Here is a 15,496-nt window from a genome sequence, read left to right as displayed (position 1 = left end):
ATATATCAATCACCGCTTGATTCTATCAGTGTGCGTTCTTGCGTGTGAACCAGCCTTTTAACACCAAAGTCACCAAGGCCAGAATCAGCAGCAGCGAAGCTACGGCAAAAGATGCCGAGAACTGGTACTCGTTATACAAAATTTCCACATGCAGCGGCAGGGTGTTTGTCTCTCCGCGAATATGTCCCGATACGACCGATACCGCACCGAATTCGCCCATCGCCCTCGCATTACACAGAATAATTCCATAGAGAAGTCCCCACTTGATATTAGGCAGCGTAATCTTCCAGAATACGCGCCATCCCTTGGCACCGAGTGTCACTGCCGCCTCTTCCTCATGCTGCCCCTGATCCTCCATGAGCGGAATGAGCTCTCGGGCAACAAACGGGAAGGTAATGAACAGCGTGGCCAGCACGATCCCCGGCAGAGCGAAGATCACTTCGATATTGTTCTTATCCAGCCATCCGCCAAGCCATCCATGTTCCCCGTATACAAGCACATAGATTAACCCTCCAATAACCGGAGATACCGCAAAGGGCAGGTCAATCAAGGTAATCAGCAACTGCTTGCCGCGGAAGCGGAACTTGGTAATGGCCCATGCGGCAGCCACACCAAAAATTGTATTTAAAGGCACAGTAATCACGGCAACGAGTAAGGTCAACCTTAGAGCAGACAGCGCATCCGGGTCCACAATCGCCGCCAGATACACATCCCAGCCCTTTTTCAAAGCTTCTGCCAGGACAACAATGAGGGGAAGAACGATCAGCCACAGAAGGACCAGAGAAGCGAGAGCGATTAACGTCCACTTTACCCAGCCTGTCTCCTTCAGAGACCGGGTTCTTACTTGGGTACTGCCTGCGGGACTCATAGGTACAGAACCGGCCATATTACCTTCCTCCTTTATCAGATATGTTCATTCGAAAGTGTATGCCTGCCCTCTCTTGGACGACTATACACCTAGTCCGTTTGCGGTTAACGTGCGGTTTTACGAAGCCGATGCTGCAGCGTATTGATGATAAGCAGCAGCAGGAACGAGATGAACAGCAGCAGCAGAGCTACGGCAGTGGCTCCCGCATAATCGAACTGTTCCAGCTTCGACATGATCAAGAGCGGGGCAATCTCGGTCTTCATCGGCATATTCCCCGATATGAACACCACCGAGCCGTACTCACCGATACCCCGGGAGAAGGCCAGAGCGAACCCGGTCAGCAGAGCCGGGTACAGCTGCGGAAGGATCACGGACATAAAGGTTCTCACCCTTCCAGACCCCAGCGTGGCTGCGGCTTCTTCCACCTCGGCCTCCAGATCCTGAAGAACTGGCTGAACCGTTCTTACTACAAACGGAATTCCAATGAACATTAACGCAAGCGTGATGCCGATCGGCGTATAGGCCACTTGAATTCCCAGCGGCTCTAAGAGGGAGCCGATCCAGCCTTTGTCGGAGTAGATCGCGGTCAGCGAAACTCCGGCTACGGCCGTTGGCAGCGCGAAAGGAAGGTCAATCATAGCGTCAAATATGTTTTTGCCCGGAAAGTCGTATCGAACCAGCACCCAGGCCAGAAGCAGGCCTAGCACAGCATCAATCAGTCCCGCAGCCGCAGCTGTCAGGAAGCTGACTTTAAATGAGGCCAGCACTCTGGCGTCTGTGGCAATATCCCAGAACTTCCCCCAGGTTAGTCCCGTAGAGTTCAACAGCAGGGCTGATAGTGGAATCAAGACCACCAAGCTGAGATAAAGCACAGTATAACCCATAGTGAGCCCAAAGCCGGGAAGCACTCCCCGTTTGGCAGCTATCGTCTTCATGATCGTTTCATCCCCTCCGTTGTCCGGTCGGTATTATTTGCTGGGCACGTAAATTTGGTCAAATACGCCCCCATCGCTAAAGTGCTCCTGTTGTGCCTTGGCCCATCCGCCAAATTCATCAATAGAGAAGAGCTTCAGGTCTTTGAAGTTGTTCTTGAATTTCTCCTTCACACTCTCCAGCGTCGGACGGTAGAAATTCTCTGCTGCAATGGTCTGACCTTCCTCAGAGTACAAATATTTGAGATAAGCTTCGGCCACTTCACGGGTTCCCTTCTTATCCACGTTGGTGTCAACCACGGCAACCGGCGGCTCCGCTAGAATACTCTCCGACGGGTACACGATATCCAGCTTGTCAGGACCAAGCTCCTTGATCGATAACAGGGCCTCATTCTCCCACGCGATCAGCACGTCGCCGATTCCGCGTTCCACGAATGTTGTCGTTGCCCCGCGGGCTCCCGTATCCAGAACAGGCACATGCTTGAACAGCTCCTGGACGAACTCCTTCGCTTTGTTCGTGTCATTGTTGTTGTGATGCAGGGCATAACCCCATGCAGCCAGGTAGTTCCAGCGCGCCCCGCCTGAAGTCTTAGGATTCGGCGTGATCACCTTGACGTCACCTTTAATCAGATCGTTCCAGTCCTTAATCCCTTTCGGGTTGCCTTTACGCACCAGAAAGACGATCGTAGAAGTATAAGGCGAACTGTTCTTCTCGAACTTGGTCTGCCAGCCCTCTTTAATCAAGCCCTTCTTCTGAATCGCATCAATGTCATATCCGAGGGCCAATGTAACCACATCGGCCTTCAGGCCATCGATTACCGCCCGGCTTTGCTTGCCTGAGCCGCCATGTGACTGCTTAATCGTAACCTTCTGGCCCTTCTCCTTCTCCCAATAGGCAGAGAATGCCTTGTTATAGTTCTCATACAGCTCACGGGTCGGATCATAAGACACGTTCATTAATTCCACAGTATCCGAGCCCTTGCCTGAGCTTGAGCCGCAGGCGGCTGTCACCATAGACATAGCCAAGACCAGACTTACAACAATCCCCTTCTTCAGAGCCTTTTTCAATCCCATCACTCCCCTTTAGTTCGGTAATCTTGTATTCTTCTCTACTAAAAAATGACCTCGACCCGCGTCACCTTGCCCATTCATGATAGTTATATGAACGACAAAGAAACGCTCTTTGCCATAAGTCAAACCGAGCGACTGCCCGTGCCTGCAAGGCCATTAGAGCGTTCCTCCGTTCGTACGGTGAGAACCTAATTTAATTATTCCTACCTGTTTAGTAAGTTATGTTTGTAATTGTAATTGCATTACACATTCATTGTCAAACCTTTTTTGCGTCAATCCGCTAAAATATTTTCAGGTTTTCTCCTACAGCAAAAAAACACAGCCAGAATTTGTCCTGACTGTGTTTTTTATAATTCACCTTCACATCAAAAGCCATAATTCCATGCGGCCAATTAAAGCCGCTTAAACTTGGGGATTGTTCGCGAGAGCCACACACACCGGCTTGCTTAAGCGAAGCTCATACCCGGTCTTTTTAGGAATACCGGTCTCAGAATCCAGGCGGAAGCTGACAAGGTTGTTGCTGTTCTGATGTGCGGCGATCAGATGGCCGCCTTTGACAACGAGGAAGTGACGCGGAATTTCTCCCCCGCTGGATACCCACTGGGGATCGGACAGTTGGCCGGTTTCCTGATCGATCCGGTAGCGCACAATACTGTCGTGTCCGCGGTTGGAACCATACAGATATTTCCCGCAAGGTGAAATGCCCACCTCTGCCGTGGTAGACTCGCCGCTGAAGTCCTCGGGGACGGCTGAAATGTGTTGGAGAATCTCCAGATCACCGCCAGCCTCATTCAGAGAGTATACCGTGACGGTATTATTGAGCTCGTTAATTCCATAAGCCCACTTTCCGGTTTGGTGAATCTTAAAATGCCTAGGACCAGCACCTGGCGGAAGTTTAATTTCCTTATGAGTGACCAGCTTGCCATCCTCAATGCGGTAGATCACAATTTGATCGAGCCCCAAATCCGATACATACGCGAATCTGCCGCTGGGGTCTACAACCACCGAATGGGCATGGGCCGCTTCCTGACGGTCTTCCCGGTGCCCACTGCCTACGTGCTTGACCCGGGAAGCCAGTTCCTTAATCGCTCCGTTTCGATCCAGATGATAGCTGCTGATCTCCGCACTCCCGTAGTTGACCAGATACAGCTGCGATTCCTCACCTGGAACATGGCATATGTAACATGGGGAGTGGCCGCCCGTTGTTTCACGGTTAAGCTCGCGAAGCCGTCCATCCTGCTGGTCGATTTCATAAGCTGCAATCTGGCCTTCCTCCATTTCACCAACGGCATAGAGCCGCGTTCCTTCCTCATTGACCACGACAAAAGAAGGGTTCTCAATCCCGTCTGTGCTGTGGACCAGACGAAGCTCCCCGCTCTCCTTGTCCAGGGCCACCAAGTGAATTCCGCCATCCTCTGCTGAGGAATAGCTTCCTACATACAGCAAAATCTCGTTTCCATTCGCCTGAATCGCCATGCTTCTCAAGTCTCCTTTTTGTACATAAATTCGACTACTCTACAAGGGTATTAATACTCTTATAACGTCTCCTGTCCCAGTTGGTCCGCCCCGGGCTTTCCCTGCGTTGGTCATGAGGTCCTTCTGTGATTGTAATATAAGAAGGTTATTTTTTACAGTAAAACGCAAATGCTGCCCGCCTTCCGCTGTGCAGCTGATCTTTAGGGCGGACTGGTCTTTGTTTCTGCCCGCTTAATGTATATACCCGAAAATTGCCCTTTCCTCATAAGTTCCTGCCAGTCAAGCCTCTACAGATGAGCGGATTGGCCTGTCGGAAGCCGCTCAACCTCAGTAATCAGAAATGATCCGGGCTCCTTATAGTTCAATCCCAGCATAGGATTGTGATATAATATAAAGACATGAGCTTGCCAAAAGAGAAAGGGGCCTGAATTTATGCAACTCAGTCCTTCATACTTACAAATTGCTGCTACAGTGGGCACTTTAATCATGGCCCTGTTAACTATATTCATCCGGCTTAAGGCCAGTAAGCGGCCGGTTACAGTTAAGAAGATCATCATGCCTCCGGTTGGCATGACCACCGGTTTCTTCATGTTCATTGTACCGGCCGTCCGGATTCCTTGGCTGTGGGGGATTGCGGCATTTGCTGTCGGCTGGCTGCTGTTCTCTTACCCACTCATCCGCAGCACCAAATTTGAGGTTATTGAGGATCAAGTGTACGCCCAGCGTTCGCGGAGCTTCATCGTTGTCCTGCTCGGCCTGCTGGCGGTCCGTATGCTTCTTCACGAATTTATTGAACAATACGTCTCGGTGCCGCAGACAGGCGCGCTTTTCTTCCTTCTTGCTTATGGAATGATTACGCGCTGGCGCTTGTTCATGTGGAAACATTATCAGACCCTCCTCAAGGATCGAATCCCTGTGGAGTAACGGATAGATACAAACAAGGGGTTATCCTTAAATGGATAGCCCCTTGCTCTGTGTTTATGAGTTTTGTTTGTGTTCGAAAAGGCTCCGAGGACGAACGCCCACTTCCATCGCTGTTGGTTTCCGATTTCTCGAATTAGTTCCAGCGGATGAAACCCAAAACCAAAGGCGAACGCTAGCGCTTGGCCGCGGGTCGTTCGCCTCTCCGCGGCTCTAGCGAAATCCCCCACCCAACAACAAACAAATCAGGGCAAAAGAAGCCGCCTCCTAGTATATAGAGGTTACCGGAAAACTTATCTGATTATCCCTACTTGACAGGTAAGCTTTCACGCTCTCATAATCGTTATTAATTTATAGGCTCAAGGAGGAGGATACATATGAGACAACGGAGAATTGATCACGTTGGAATCGTGGTGCGGGATATTGAGACTTCCACCCGTTTCTATACGAGTGTGCTGGGGCTGGAGCTAAAGGGCACTTTACTCCATACGAACGGGGTATTTAAACTTGCTTTCCTCGGCTATGGAGGAAGTGAGGAGACCGAAATTGAGCTTATCCAGGGCTATAGCGACAAGTTGCCTTCGGAGGCAACCGTGCACCATTTTGCAATCACTGTGTCTGATATTGAAGAGGAGTTTCGGAGAATTCAGGCGATCGACGGTGTTGAATTTATTGATACAGAAATAACAACTCTACCCAACGGACACCGTTACTTCTTTATTTATGGACCTGAACGAGAATGGATTGAGCTGTTCCAGCGCAGTTAACCTGTAGTTACAGAGACAACATTAAAATACGCGGACGAGGTGGCTCTGCGGAATGTTTTCAAGAAATCCAAAACCAACTGCTTGACAGGTCTCGTTCATGTCTGCGATGGAGCAACGTTCGCTCTCGAAGCGTTTGAACACAAACCGGACTCCACAAAAACAGGGGCCGTCTCTTGACGGCCCCTTGCTGTGTTCACACGATAACCTATTGATCGATCTGAACACCCTTCTTGAGGGATTTCATATCAGCATTGTTGTTTACGAGTTGGGGAAGCATCTTAGTGCTCTTCTCCATCTCAGACGAACATAGAGGGCAAGCAGGAGTATAGTCAAACGCAAAATTATCCCTCATCCATCCGTTGCAACTATCATTGGTACAGGACCAAATCGGCGTGATCTCCTCAGGAATTTCTTCTAACGTTTTCTTCCGATAATTCATGATTATCCTCCTTTTATTCCTTCCTACCTCTCAAGAAAAAAAGAAAAAACTGCCCTCAACGCACACGTTAAGGGCAGTATGGTTTGCGTTACAGTTTTACAACGTTTTCAGCTTGCGGTCCACGGTTGCCTTGTACAACGTTGAATTGTACGCGCTGTCCTTCGTCAAGCGTCTTGAAGCCTTCGCCAGTAATAGCGCTGAAATGCACGAATACATCGTTGCCGCCTTCAACTTCGATGAAGCCAAAGCCTTTCTCAGCATTAAACCATTTAACTGTACCTGTTTCCATTTGGGGTAGCCTCCCTAAAAGTAGAAAAAAATTAATATGCTCCTTTTTTCCGTAAAAAAAAATTCACACATTGAAAAAAGTTCCAACCGTAGCAAGTGACACTCTTTTCAATATGAGAATATCGCTTCAAGACTTAACTTAACCTAATTATAATCCTTTTTCCAGCAAAAAGCAAATAATCACCCGCACCTTATGGTAAAACTGGAAATAAAAAGGCTCCTCTTCAGAGCCCTTCAGCGAAGTGCGATTATCCTATCCATACGGCTGGAATCTCCGTTGATTAGGCAGAGCTGGGCATCAGCTTCTGCGGGGGCTGCGGCATCGGTCTGCCGAACAGATATCCCTGGGCGAGCGAGGCGCCATAAGTACAGCAGAACTCAAAATCTTCACGTTCTTCAATTCCTTCAGCAAGCACCTGACCGCCAAAATCCCGGGCCCTCTCAATGATGTTCAGGATCTCCTGCTGTTTGCGGCGATCTTGGCTGCAGCCATTGACCAGCCCCCGGTCAATCTTAACGTAATCCGGTTTAAGGCGGGTCATTTCTTCCAGTGTGGAATAACCGGACCCTACATCGTCCAGAGCTACCGAAATCCCGTTTCTCCTATATTCGGTGAAAATGTCCAGCAGGTTCGTCATATTATGAATCTGCTCTGTCTCCACTACTTCAAACACAAAGTCAGCTGGATTCAGCAAGAGCCTCTCGATTGCTGCAAAGGTATGGGTAAGACAGTATTTTGGATTATAGATGGAGGACGGAAGAAAATTGATGAATCTTTTTAAGCCGTGGGGAAGATACTGCGCGCTCAGCTCAATGGCTGAGATACGGGCGGCCCGGTCAAGAAAGGAATGAAGACCAGCCTCCCGCGCAATCTCGAACAGCTCGAACGGATTGAATGGATACTGGATTTGCGAAGGACGTAGGAGAAATTCAAAGCCAATCACCTCTTCCGCAGCACTTACGATGGGCTGCATATGACTGGTGAATCGCTTACCGACAATAATATCAACGACATCATTATGTTTGAAGCGAGCCTCCATTTGAGGCAAGGATGCCCATACCCAACGGTCACTCTGCTTACTAGAACCTTCAATGTTCACGTAAACTTCTGTCTTGTCCGCCAGCGCAGACCGGCGTACAGACTGAAGCAGCTGAAGCAGTTCGGCTCTTGAGCAGTATGACACCCGGCAGGCATCCGGATCACAGATCGGGGTGAACCCGTCTTGTCTTAACAACGAAACGAGCTCGGCTGATGCCGGGCGCAGTGAAATGACTCCCTTATCCTCAATTGGCCCCTGAACGCTGCAGCTGCTACAGATCATAAGAATCCCCCTTGGCACTTTTTGCCGAATTATGTCGAGTTCATTATATCACGCACAGGACATAATACCTAGGTCTTGACAACTATTTTTCGTAGGTAATCTAAGAACGGAGTCCTCCTTTTTCAAGGCTAGTGCATCAGTGCTAGAACATAAGAAAAGCCCGGAGATTGTCCCGGGCTTGATGGATCTTATGTGTATTACTTGTCCGCTGTCCATACCTGTCTGTCCGAACCCTTGGCTGCAAATTCAATCCTGGATGGAGTAAGCTTAATCACCACATAATCAGGATCATCAGGTCCGCTAAGATAAGGCTTGAAGTCGTCCCTCCATACCTTTGACTTTAAGTCCTGAGCATCACTTACCGATGCCTCCCCTTCAATCTCCACCACGTCCCCCGTTCCTCCCTGCTCATAGCCTAACAGGAGGGCCGCCTTCGGGTTATTCTTAAGCTCCTCCACCTTGTGTGTCTTTCGGTCAGTAGCCAAATATATGCTGAGTCCCTCATGGTAGATGGCCATATAACGAACCTTGGGGCCACCGTTCTCAACGGTTGCCAGTGAACCAAATTTGTTAGCCTGTAATGCCTGTTCGATCTTCGATTCCAACTGCTGACGATCCACGATTGTCTGCTCCCTTTCTTTAGTAAATTAAAGACATGGCATAACTATGGAAGCTTCATCCATACACCACACAACGTTAGTGTACCCTGTTCCCAGCCCGCTGAACCGTCTTCCTTCCTTTACAAGATCGCGGGGGTGGGACTATAATACTCCTAGCAGTACCACCCGCTTAACTTCATAGACCCGGGGAGCTGGAATTCGGCCGGCTGAGAGTGTATCCCAAAGATACTAACCCGTATACCTGATCTGGATAATGCCAGCGTAGGAACGAGAAAAGTATGGTTACCCATTCTTTCATACGCATACAAGGCGTCCTGTCCAGGGCGCCTTGTCTTTATTTATGTGGAATTAGACGCGGCTTCCCCGCTCTAATTCTGTATGCAGATTCATGTTATTAATTAGGCTGTTGGAGAATAAGTCGGGATTCAAATTGAGGTAAGGAGAGATTCAATTGAACAAGAAAACCTGGGGCCTGCTCCTGCTGATCTGTCTGATCGTGATGACCGCGGCAGGCTGCGGAGCTTCGAAACAAACGGATAATGCGGACACCAGCACCGGTAAGACCGCAACACCCACCGAACCGGCCAAGCTGAAAAACATCAAGGTGGTTCTGGACTGGACCCCCAATACGAACCATACAGGGCTCTATGTTGCCAAAGAGCTCGGTTACTATAAGGATGCTGGACTAAATGTGGACATTATTCAGCCGGGAAGCGGCTCTGCGGATAATATGGTTGCTTCTGGCGCGGCGGAGTTCGGTGTCAGCTATCAGGAGAGCATTACCCAGGCCCGAACGCAAAATGTGCCTCTGGTCTCCCTGGCGGCTGTGATTCAGCACAATACGTCCGGCTTTGCGGCACCCGTTGACCGCAAGATCAAGTCTCCGAAGGATTTTGAAGGCAAGAAATACGGCGGCTGGGGTTCACCAGTAGAACAAGCCGTAATGAAGTCCATAATGGAGCTTCAAGGTGCCGACGTCAGCAAAGTAACCAACATCAACATGGGGGATGCTGACTATTTCACCGCCGTGAAGCGGGATATCGACTTCGCCTGGATTTATTACGCCTGGACCGGAATTGAAGCCCAGCTTCGCGGGGAACCGCTCGACATGCTGTATGTTAAGGACTACTCCGAGAAGCTCGATTACTACACTCCGGTGATTGCCTCCAGTGAGAAAGTGATCTCGGGTGATCCGGAAATGGTTAAGGCGTTCATGAGCGCCACTTCAAAAGGATATCAATATGCGATTGACCACCCGGAGGAAGCTGCCAAGATTCTGCTGAAGGCCGCGCCGGACTTGGATGAGAAGCTGGTCATGGCCAGCCAGAAATGGCTCAGCCCCCGCTATAAGGATGATGCGCCGCGCTGGGGAGAGCAGAAGGAATCTGTCTGGAAGAACTATTCCGACTGGATGTATGAGCACAAGCTGCTCGACAAGCCGCTTGAGGTAAACAAGGCCTATACGAACGATTATCTGCCCGCAGCCAAATAAATAACCAGGAAGGAAGATTACAATGGCAAATACGCTGCTCAGTGTTCAGATTATTCCCAAGACTCCAGGCGGTGAAGACGTGATCCCCTATGTGGACCGGGCAATTGAAGTCATTCAAGCCTCCGGTGTGAAGCATCAGGTTAACGCCTTGGAGACGACGATGGAAGGGGAGCTTGACGAGCTGCTGGATATCGTTAAGAAAATGAATGAGGCTGTTATCGAGTTCGGCAGCCCAAGCATTATTTCCCAGATCAAGATTCTATACACGCCGGAAGGAGCGAGTATGGATAAGCTGACGGAGAAATACCGTCCGTGAGAGCATGGTTTAGAACTGTATGGCCGCCCCTTGTGGCGGTCATCTTGTTTATCATCGTCTGGCAGGCGGCGGTTTCCACGCTTGGCATTGACAAATGGCTGCTCCCGGCTCCTTCCGACATCGCCAGAGAAGCAGCCGTGAATCCAGAGAATCTGTGGGTGAAGACGATGTCCACACTCCAGCTGACGGTTCTAGGGCTGGTCATTGGCGTGGCGGTTGGTCTGATTCTTGCTTTTGCCCTTCATTTTATTCCGTTATTGAAATCAGCCTTCTACCCACTAATTATTCTCAGCCAAAACATTCCGACCATCGCGCTGGCTCCGCTGCTTGTTGTATGGTTCGGCTTCGGCCTCACCCCGAAGCTGATTATCATCACCCTGGTCTGCTTCTTCCCGGTGGCGGTGGCCGCCATAGACGGCCTGTCCAGAACCGACCATATTATGCTGAATTACATGCGTATGATTGGCGCAAGCCGGGGACAGATTTTCCGCAAGCTGGAACTGCCCTACGCGCTTCCCTCCATCTTGTCCGGGATTAAGATTGCTTCCACTTATAGTGTCATGGGAGCGATTATTGCTGAATGGATTGGGAGCGGCACAGGCATTGGCCAGTATCTGATGATGCAGAAGTCATCCTTCAGGACAGACCGGATCTTTGTGGCCATTATGATTATTGTCCTGCTGAGTCTCCTGATGTTCACGCTGATTGTTCTGCTGGAGAAATGGCTGATCCGTTACAAGCCCGAACAAACCAATAAATAAGGAGTTATGAAGATGAGCGATGTCACAATCCAAGAAGGAAGGCCAGACACTCCCGCGCTGGAAATCCGGGGCATCTACAAAAGCTTCCGGGAACGCAAACAACAGCTCCCCGTTCTCCAAGATGTCTCGCTGTCCGTGGCTCCGGGTGAGTTTGTATCTATCGTGGGGCCTTCCGGCAGCGGCAAGAGCACCTTATTCCATATTGTCGGAGGCCTTGAGAAGCCCGACCAAGGGCAAATTCTGCTGCAAGGGACCGATGTTACCGGAAGCAAAGGGCATATCAGCTATGTGCCGCAGCAGCCTGCGCTCTTCCCGTGGCGGACGATCGAGGACAATGTGATTCTTGCGCTTGAAGTCGCCGGCGTACCGCTGAAGGAAGCCCGCCAGGAAGCGAAGAAGTGGCTCGTCCGGGCCGGCCTCGGTGGCTTTGAGCAGGCTTACCCGCACAAGCTGTCCGGCGGCATGCAGCAGCGGGCCTCCTTCCTGCGGGGACTGCTCAGCCGCCAGGAAGTAATGTGCCTGGATGAACCATTCAGTGCACTGGATGCCTTGACCCGCAGCGATATGCAGCACTGGCTGCTGGATATGTGGGAGGAGAACAAACGCTCCGTCCTGTTCATCACCCATAACATTGAAGAGGCTCTTCTGCTGTCCGATACGGTATATTTGTTCTCCAGCCGGCCGGCCTCCGTCCTGCATTCGGTGAAGGTTCCCTTCCCCCGGCCGCGCCGGGAGGAGCTGATCGAGGACCCGGCCTTCAACCGGCTCAAGCGGGAACTGACCGGCTACATGCGGGAAGAGCAGCGCAAGATGCGTGAAGGGAGCGTAGGATGATGCAGGCTTTAATCGATGCCCATATTCACCTGGATATATATGAAGAGCCCGACCAGAAGAGACTGCTCAGCGAGCTTGCGACGAGCGGTGTTGAATCCGTCATCGCGGTATCCATGCACCTGGAATCGTGCCGGGAGAACGAGGCCCTTGCGAGGCAGTATCCAGGCGTAGTCCGCCCTGCGTACGGCCATCATCCCGAGCAGCCGGTTCCTGCCGAAGACGACATCCGCAAGCTGCTGGCCTGGATGGAAGAACGCGCAGGCGACATGACCGCTGTCGGCGAAATCGGCCTCCCCTACTATTCCCGCCTGGAGGCGTTGGAACGCGGGGAGACCTTCGAGCTTGAGCCGTACATCCGGCTGCTGGACAGCCTGCTTGCTTTTGCCGCCCGGCATGGGAAGCCGGTAGTGCTCCATGCGGTATATGAAGACGCCGACCTCGTCTGCGATCTTCTGGAGAAGCATGGCATCAGCAAAGCGCATTTCCACTGGTTCAAGGGCGCTTCCCATACCGTCAAACGTATGGCGGACGCAGGCTATTACATCTCGTTCACCCCCGATCTCCTGTATGAGAAGGAGATTAATGAGCTAGCCAGGGTCTATCCCCGCCATCTCGTGATGGCTGAGACCGACGGGCCGTGGCCGTTCGAGGGACCGTTCCAAGGGCGGATCACCGACCCAGCTATGACCCGGGATGTTGCTGCTGCCTACGGAGCTATCCATGGACTGACTGCGGAAGAAGCAGAGCTGCTGCTGTATGAGAACACCCGCCGGTTTTACGGATAGCACTTCCCGTATTCGCTGTGGCAACTTCATCAACGTTGTCTGGACATTACATAGAAGCCGGTATTCACATTCCCATTTAAGTTGAACCTGAGAATTACCAGTAGGCAAGCGTGTGAAATGATTCTGGAGAGCGGAGTGTTCGTCTTTATGATCGGAAGAACATTTCGCACGGCTGTCACACTTGTAATTCAATAGTTCAACTTATTCGGCTTCTTTTCAGTCCTGGCCATCTCCGATTTATACACAGTGTAAGATTCCGTTTATATCCAGTTTAAAAAAGTGCCGAATAATACGGGATATCTAATAAGATATACCTGATCTAGGAGGCGCAAATATGAGATTATTTGAGATGATTCTCTTGCTGTGTACCGCTTCTTCCATCATAATCTACTTCTTTGGCAAAACAAGGCTATCCATCAAAGCTCTTTCGGGCTGGGTATCATTGGCCATACTTGCAGTCCATCTTCTTACCGAAGGCTATCGTTGGCCTTTGCTTCCCCTATATTTCATCGTTCTGCTCTTCTCGGCCTTGTCCTTATACCAATACTATAAAAAGCCCCCTCTTAAAAAGAGGCGGCCTGTTCATACGGCATTAATCAGCAGCATTTTAGCCGCCGTTCTCTTTATATCCGGTGGTTTAATGGTGCTGTTCCCTTTCTTCCAGCTTCCCGAGCCGACCGGGCAGCTAAGTGTCGGCACACAGACGCTCCATCTGATTGATAAATCCAGGCAGGAAATTTTTGCGGCCGACAGAAATCCAAACCGAAAAAGAGAGCTGATGGTCCAGCTGTGGTACCCGGCCGAAGCAGTCTCTGGTGACCCAGCGCCTTTCATATCCAGCGGGTCCAAAATGATCAAGGCCGTTGCGCAGAGCATCGGCATGCCAGCTTTTTTATTTAATCACCTGAATTATATTCCTTCAAATTCTTACAAGGATGCGGCCATCGCAAAGATTAACAGCACCTACCCGCTCGTTATTCTAAATCACGGCTTCAGCTCATCCCGGGTGTACCAGACTTCATATGCCGAGAACCTGGCCAGCCACGGGTATATCGTCGCATCCATCGACCATACCTATAGTACGGCGGCAACCGTATTTCCGGATGGAAGAACAACATATACGGACACTTCGCAGGATATGCTGGATACTTCGGACACTTATAGGGACAAGCTGGGAGGAGAATGGACCAAGGACATTCTTTTTACGCTGGATCAACTAGAGAAGATGAATAAAGGCACCGTACCAAGCATTTTCAAGGGAAAAATCGATCTGAATCATATGGGGGTATTCGGACATTCTCTTGGAGGAGCAGCCTCCTATGATGCTGCCTATGACCCCCGTATCAAGGCGGGAATGGATCTCGATGGTTCGCTATTCAATTACCGGAACAAACATGGTTTCAACAAGCCGTTTATGTTTATGATGTCGGATCAGGGCTTCAACATGTACAAAAGGGTGATCGACAAGCAATATTTCTCCGATCAGGAGCTAAAGGAACTGGATACAACCCCTGGGCAGTACAAGCGGGATGTGGACAATATGAAGGCGATGTTCAAACATTATCAGCATGTCGTTCGGCAGGGAGGCGAAGTGGTCTATGTGCAGGGCACCAAGCACAACAATTTTATGGATCAGCAGCTGTTCTCCCCGTTGATTACGCGGCTGCTAGGGATTACAGGAAGCATCGACGGCGAGCGGTCCATCGAGATTGTGAACCGTTATGTTCTGGATTTCTTCGATAAACATCTGAAGAACACAGGGGGAGATCTGTTGACGGGGCCTAACCCCAATTATAGGGAAGTTAAATTCATTTCATCCACCTTCAGCAAATTGAACCAGACCTGATCAGTCAAACAGCTCCCGCATCATTTTGTCCTTATTGTTCAGAAATTCCTTCATGATAACATAATGATCCGTCTCCTCCAGGGCCCGGACTTCCATTCCTTCCGCCGTCAGGTTATAAATGATGGAGTCCGGATAGGCCATCAGAATTGGAGAATGCGTGGAAATAATAAACTGGGAATGGTTCTGTACCAGTTCATGAATCCGTGCCAGCATGGCCATCTGCCGCAGCGGGGACAGCGCAGCTTCAGGCTCGTCCAGAATATATAGCCCGCGTCCCCCAAAACGGTGGGTGAAGGCGGAAAAAAACGATTCCCCATGGGACTGCTCATGCAGGGACTTCCCTCCATAGGAATCCCGGATGGGCGGACTATTACCTTCTTCTCTGTCCAGCTCATCCATGTTCGTCGCCAGGTTGTAATAGCTCTCCGCACGGAAAAAGAACCCGTCCTTCGGCTTATTCCTCCCACGTACGAGACGGATATATTCATGCAGCGGGGAATGGGTGGCCTGGGTAGTGAAGTTAAAGTTCTTTGTTCCCCCCTCGGGATTGAATCCACAGGCTACCGCCACCGCCTCCATCAAGGTGGATTTGCCCATTCCGTTTTCCCCCACAATATATGTCACTTTAGGATGAAGCTCCAAGCTGCTCAACGTCCGGACAGCCCCCACATTGAACGGATATTCCCGGGTGCTGGGAATCCGGTCCCTAAGCAGTTTGACACTCCTCACATACGCATCCGCTTCATAAATGCTCATCC

General features: G+C 50.5%; 17 protein-coding genes and 1 riboswitch. Of the genes, 8 read left to right on the top strand and 9 right to left on the bottom strand.

What is annotated here, in order from left to right; translation table 11 throughout:
- Nucleotides 1-25: 25 nt before the first annotated feature.
- From cysW to BN6628_RS02605, 4 genes are all read right to left on the bottom strand, one after another.
- Nucleotides 26-886, bottom strand: a complete 861-nt coding sequence (cysW, locus tag BN6628_RS02620) for a sulfate ABC transporter permease subunit CysW (protein ID WP_068613839.1) — start codon at nucleotides 884-886, stop codon at nucleotides 26-28.
- An 86-nt stretch (nucleotides 887-972) separates the two neighbouring features.
- Nucleotides 973-1,803: a sulfate ABC transporter permease subunit CysT gene (cysT, locus tag BN6628_RS02615; protein ID WP_089153525.1), complete on the bottom strand. Its 831-nt coding sequence runs from the start codon at nucleotides 1,801-1,803 to the stop codon at nucleotides 973-975.
- 33 nt (nucleotides 1,804-1,836) lie between these two features.
- Nucleotides 1,837-2,868 (bottom strand): sulfate ABC transporter substrate-binding protein, encoded by a 1,032-nt coding sequence (locus BN6628_RS02610; RefSeq protein ID WP_068613833.1) that lies wholly within the window; start codon nucleotides 2,866-2,868, stop codon nucleotides 1,837-1,839.
- Between the two features lie 405 nt (nucleotides 2,869-3,273).
- Nucleotides 3,274-4,347, bottom strand: coding sequence for a lactonase family protein (locus tag BN6628_RS02605; protein ID WP_068613830.1), 1,074 nt, complete (start codon nucleotides 4,345-4,347; stop codon nucleotides 3,274-3,276).
- A 432-nt stretch (nucleotides 4,348-4,779) separates the two neighbouring features.
- On the opposite strand from BN6628_RS02605, the gene BN6628_RS02600 reads away from it, so the two are divergent.
- Both BN6628_RS02600 and BN6628_RS02595 read left to right on the top strand, forming a co-directional pair.
- Complete coding sequence (locus BN6628_RS02600; protein WP_068613829.1) at nucleotides 4,780-5,271, top strand: CcdC family protein; 492 nt, start codon at nucleotides 4,780-4,782, stop codon at nucleotides 5,269-5,271.
- A 374-nt stretch (nucleotides 5,272-5,645) separates the two neighbouring features.
- Nucleotides 5,646-6,035 carry a VOC family protein gene (locus BN6628_RS02595; protein WP_068613826.1) on the top strand — a complete coding sequence of 130 codons (390 nt, stop codon included), beginning with the start codon at nucleotides 5,646-5,648 and terminating at the stop codon, nucleotides 6,033-6,035.
- Between the two features lie 205 nt (nucleotides 6,036-6,240).
- Here the strand turns inward: BN6628_RS02595 and BN6628_RS02590 are convergent, their stop codons facing one another.
- The 4 genes from BN6628_RS02590 to BN6628_RS02575 form a co-directional block, all read right to left on the bottom strand.
- Nucleotides 6,241-6,474: a cold-shock protein gene (locus tag BN6628_RS02590; RefSeq protein ID WP_068613823.1), complete on the bottom strand. Its 234-nt coding sequence runs from the start codon at nucleotides 6,472-6,474 to the stop codon at nucleotides 6,241-6,243.
- 88 nt (nucleotides 6,475-6,562) lie between these two features.
- Nucleotides 6,563-6,763 carry a cold-shock protein gene (locus BN6628_RS02585; protein WP_009223993.1) on the bottom strand — a complete coding sequence of 67 codons (201 nt, stop codon included), beginning with the start codon at nucleotides 6,761-6,763 and terminating at the stop codon, nucleotides 6,563-6,565.
- Nucleotides 6,764-7,043: 280 nt separating this feature from the next.
- Nucleotides 7,044-8,084 carry an EAL domain-containing protein gene (locus BN6628_RS02580; protein ID WP_068613821.1) on the bottom strand — a complete coding sequence of 347 codons (1,041 nt, stop codon included), beginning with the start codon at nucleotides 8,082-8,084 and terminating at the stop codon, nucleotides 7,044-7,046.
- 197 nt (nucleotides 8,085-8,281) lie between these two features.
- Entirely contained in the window at nucleotides 8,282-8,704 is a 423-nt protein-coding gene (locus BN6628_RS02575) for a pyridoxamine 5'-phosphate oxidase family protein (protein ID WP_068613817.1), read from the bottom strand.
- A gap of 174 nt (nucleotides 8,705-8,878) precedes the next feature.
- Nucleotides 8,879-8,989: riboswitch (TPP riboswitch) on the top strand.
- A gap of 214 nt (nucleotides 8,990-9,203) precedes the next feature.
- Between BN6628_RS02575 and BN6628_RS02570 the strand changes: the two genes are divergently transcribed.
- From BN6628_RS02570 to BN6628_RS02545, 6 genes are all read left to right on the top strand, one after another.
- Nucleotides 9,204-10,196: an ABC transporter substrate-binding protein gene (locus BN6628_RS02570; protein WP_068621884.1), complete on the top strand. Its 993-nt coding sequence runs from the start codon at nucleotides 9,204-9,206 to the stop codon at nucleotides 10,194-10,196.
- Between the two features lie 22 nt (nucleotides 10,197-10,218).
- Complete coding sequence (locus tag BN6628_RS02565; RefSeq protein ID WP_068613814.1) at nucleotides 10,219-10,512, top strand: thiamine-binding protein; 294 nt, start codon at nucleotides 10,219-10,221, stop codon at nucleotides 10,510-10,512.
- The gene (locus tag BN6628_RS02560) at nucleotides 10,509-11,273 is read left to right on the top strand and encodes an ABC transporter permease (protein ID WP_068613811.1); all 765 of its coding nucleotides are present in this window, start codon (nucleotides 10,509-10,511) and stop codon (nucleotides 11,271-11,273) included. Before BN6628_RS02565 ends, BN6628_RS02560 begins: the two co-directional genes overlap by 4 nt.
- Before the next feature lie 12 nt (nucleotides 11,274-11,285).
- Nucleotides 11,286-12,107, top strand: a complete 822-nt coding sequence (locus BN6628_RS02555; protein WP_068613808.1) for an ABC transporter ATP-binding protein — start codon at nucleotides 11,286-11,288, stop codon at nucleotides 12,105-12,107.
- Nucleotides 12,104-12,892: a TatD family hydrolase gene (locus tag BN6628_RS02550; RefSeq protein ID WP_089153523.1), complete on the top strand. Its 789-nt coding sequence runs from the start codon at nucleotides 12,104-12,106 to the stop codon at nucleotides 12,890-12,892. Before BN6628_RS02555 ends, BN6628_RS02550 begins: the two co-directional genes overlap by 4 nt.
- 334 nt (nucleotides 12,893-13,226) lie before the next feature.
- Entirely contained in the window at nucleotides 13,227-14,738 is a 1,512-nt protein-coding gene (locus tag BN6628_RS02545) for an alpha/beta hydrolase family protein (RefSeq protein WP_068613802.1), read from the top strand.
- Here the strand turns inward: BN6628_RS02545 and BN6628_RS02540 are convergent, their stop codons facing one another.
- Entirely contained in the window at nucleotides 14,739-15,494 is a 756-nt protein-coding gene (locus BN6628_RS02540; RefSeq protein WP_068613799.1) for an AAA family ATPase, read from the bottom strand.
- Between the last annotated feature and the right edge of the window lie 2 nt (nucleotides 15,495-15,496).

The sequence above is a fragment of the Paenibacillus tuaregi genome, from assembly GCF_900086655.1.
In the GTDB taxonomy this organism is placed as follows: Bacteria; Bacillota; Bacilli; order Paenibacillales; family Paenibacillaceae; genus Fontibacillus; species Fontibacillus tuaregi.
This window is presented reverse-complemented; position numbering and strand designations above follow the sequence as displayed.

What these genes read in the sequence shown, in the direction of transcription:
- cysW (WP_068613839.1), bottom strand. Translation starts at nt 886, where the DNA reads ATGGCCGGTTCTGTACCTATGAGTCCCGCAGGCAGTACCCAAGTAAGA.
- cysT (WP_089153525.1), bottom strand. Translation starts at nt 1,803, where the DNA reads ATGAAGACGATAGCTGCCAAACGGGGAGTGCTTCCCGGCTTTGGGCTC.
- BN6628_RS02605 (WP_068613830.1), bottom strand. Translation starts at nt 4,347, where the DNA reads ATGGCGATTCAGGCGAATGGAAACGAGATTTTGCTGTATGTAGGAAGC.
- BN6628_RS02600 (WP_068613829.1), top strand. Translation starts at nt 4,780, where the DNA reads ATGCAACTCAGTCCTTCATACTTACAAATTGCTGCTACAGTGGGCACT.
- BN6628_RS02595 (WP_068613826.1), top strand. Translation starts at nt 5,646, where the DNA reads ATGAGACAACGGAGAATTGATCACGTTGGAATCGTGGTGCGGGATATT.
- BN6628_RS02590 (WP_068613823.1), bottom strand. Translation starts at nt 6,474, where the DNA reads ATGAATTATCGGAAGAAAACGTTAGAAGAAATTCCTGAGGAGATCACG.
- BN6628_RS02585 (WP_009223993.1), bottom strand. Translation starts at nt 6,763, where the DNA reads ATGGAAACAGGTACAGTTAAATGGTTTAATGCTGAGAAAGGCTTTGGC.
- BN6628_RS02580 (WP_068613821.1), bottom strand. Translation starts at nt 8,084, where the DNA reads ATGATCTGTAGCAGCTGCAGCGTTCAGGGGCCAATTGAGGATAAGGGA.
- BN6628_RS02570 (WP_068621884.1), top strand. Translation starts at nt 9,204, where the DNA reads ATGACCGCGGCAGGCTGCGGAGCTTCGAAACAAACGGATAATGCGGAC.
- BN6628_RS02565 (WP_068613814.1), top strand. Translation starts at nt 10,219, where the DNA reads ATGGCAAATACGCTGCTCAGTGTTCAGATTATTCCCAAGACTCCAGGC.
- BN6628_RS02555 (WP_068613808.1), top strand. Translation starts at nt 11,286, where the DNA reads ATGAGCGATGTCACAATCCAAGAAGGAAGGCCAGACACTCCCGCGCTG.
- BN6628_RS02550 (WP_089153523.1), top strand. Translation starts at nt 12,104, where the DNA reads ATGATGCAGGCTTTAATCGATGCCCATATTCACCTGGATATATATGAA.
- BN6628_RS02545 (WP_068613802.1), top strand. Translation starts at nt 13,227, where the DNA reads ATGAGATTATTTGAGATGATTCTCTTGCTGTGTACCGCTTCTTCCATC.
- BN6628_RS02540 (WP_068613799.1), bottom strand. Translation starts at nt 15,494, where the DNA reads ATGAGCATTTATGAAGCGGATGCGTATGTGAGGAGTGTCAAACTGCTT.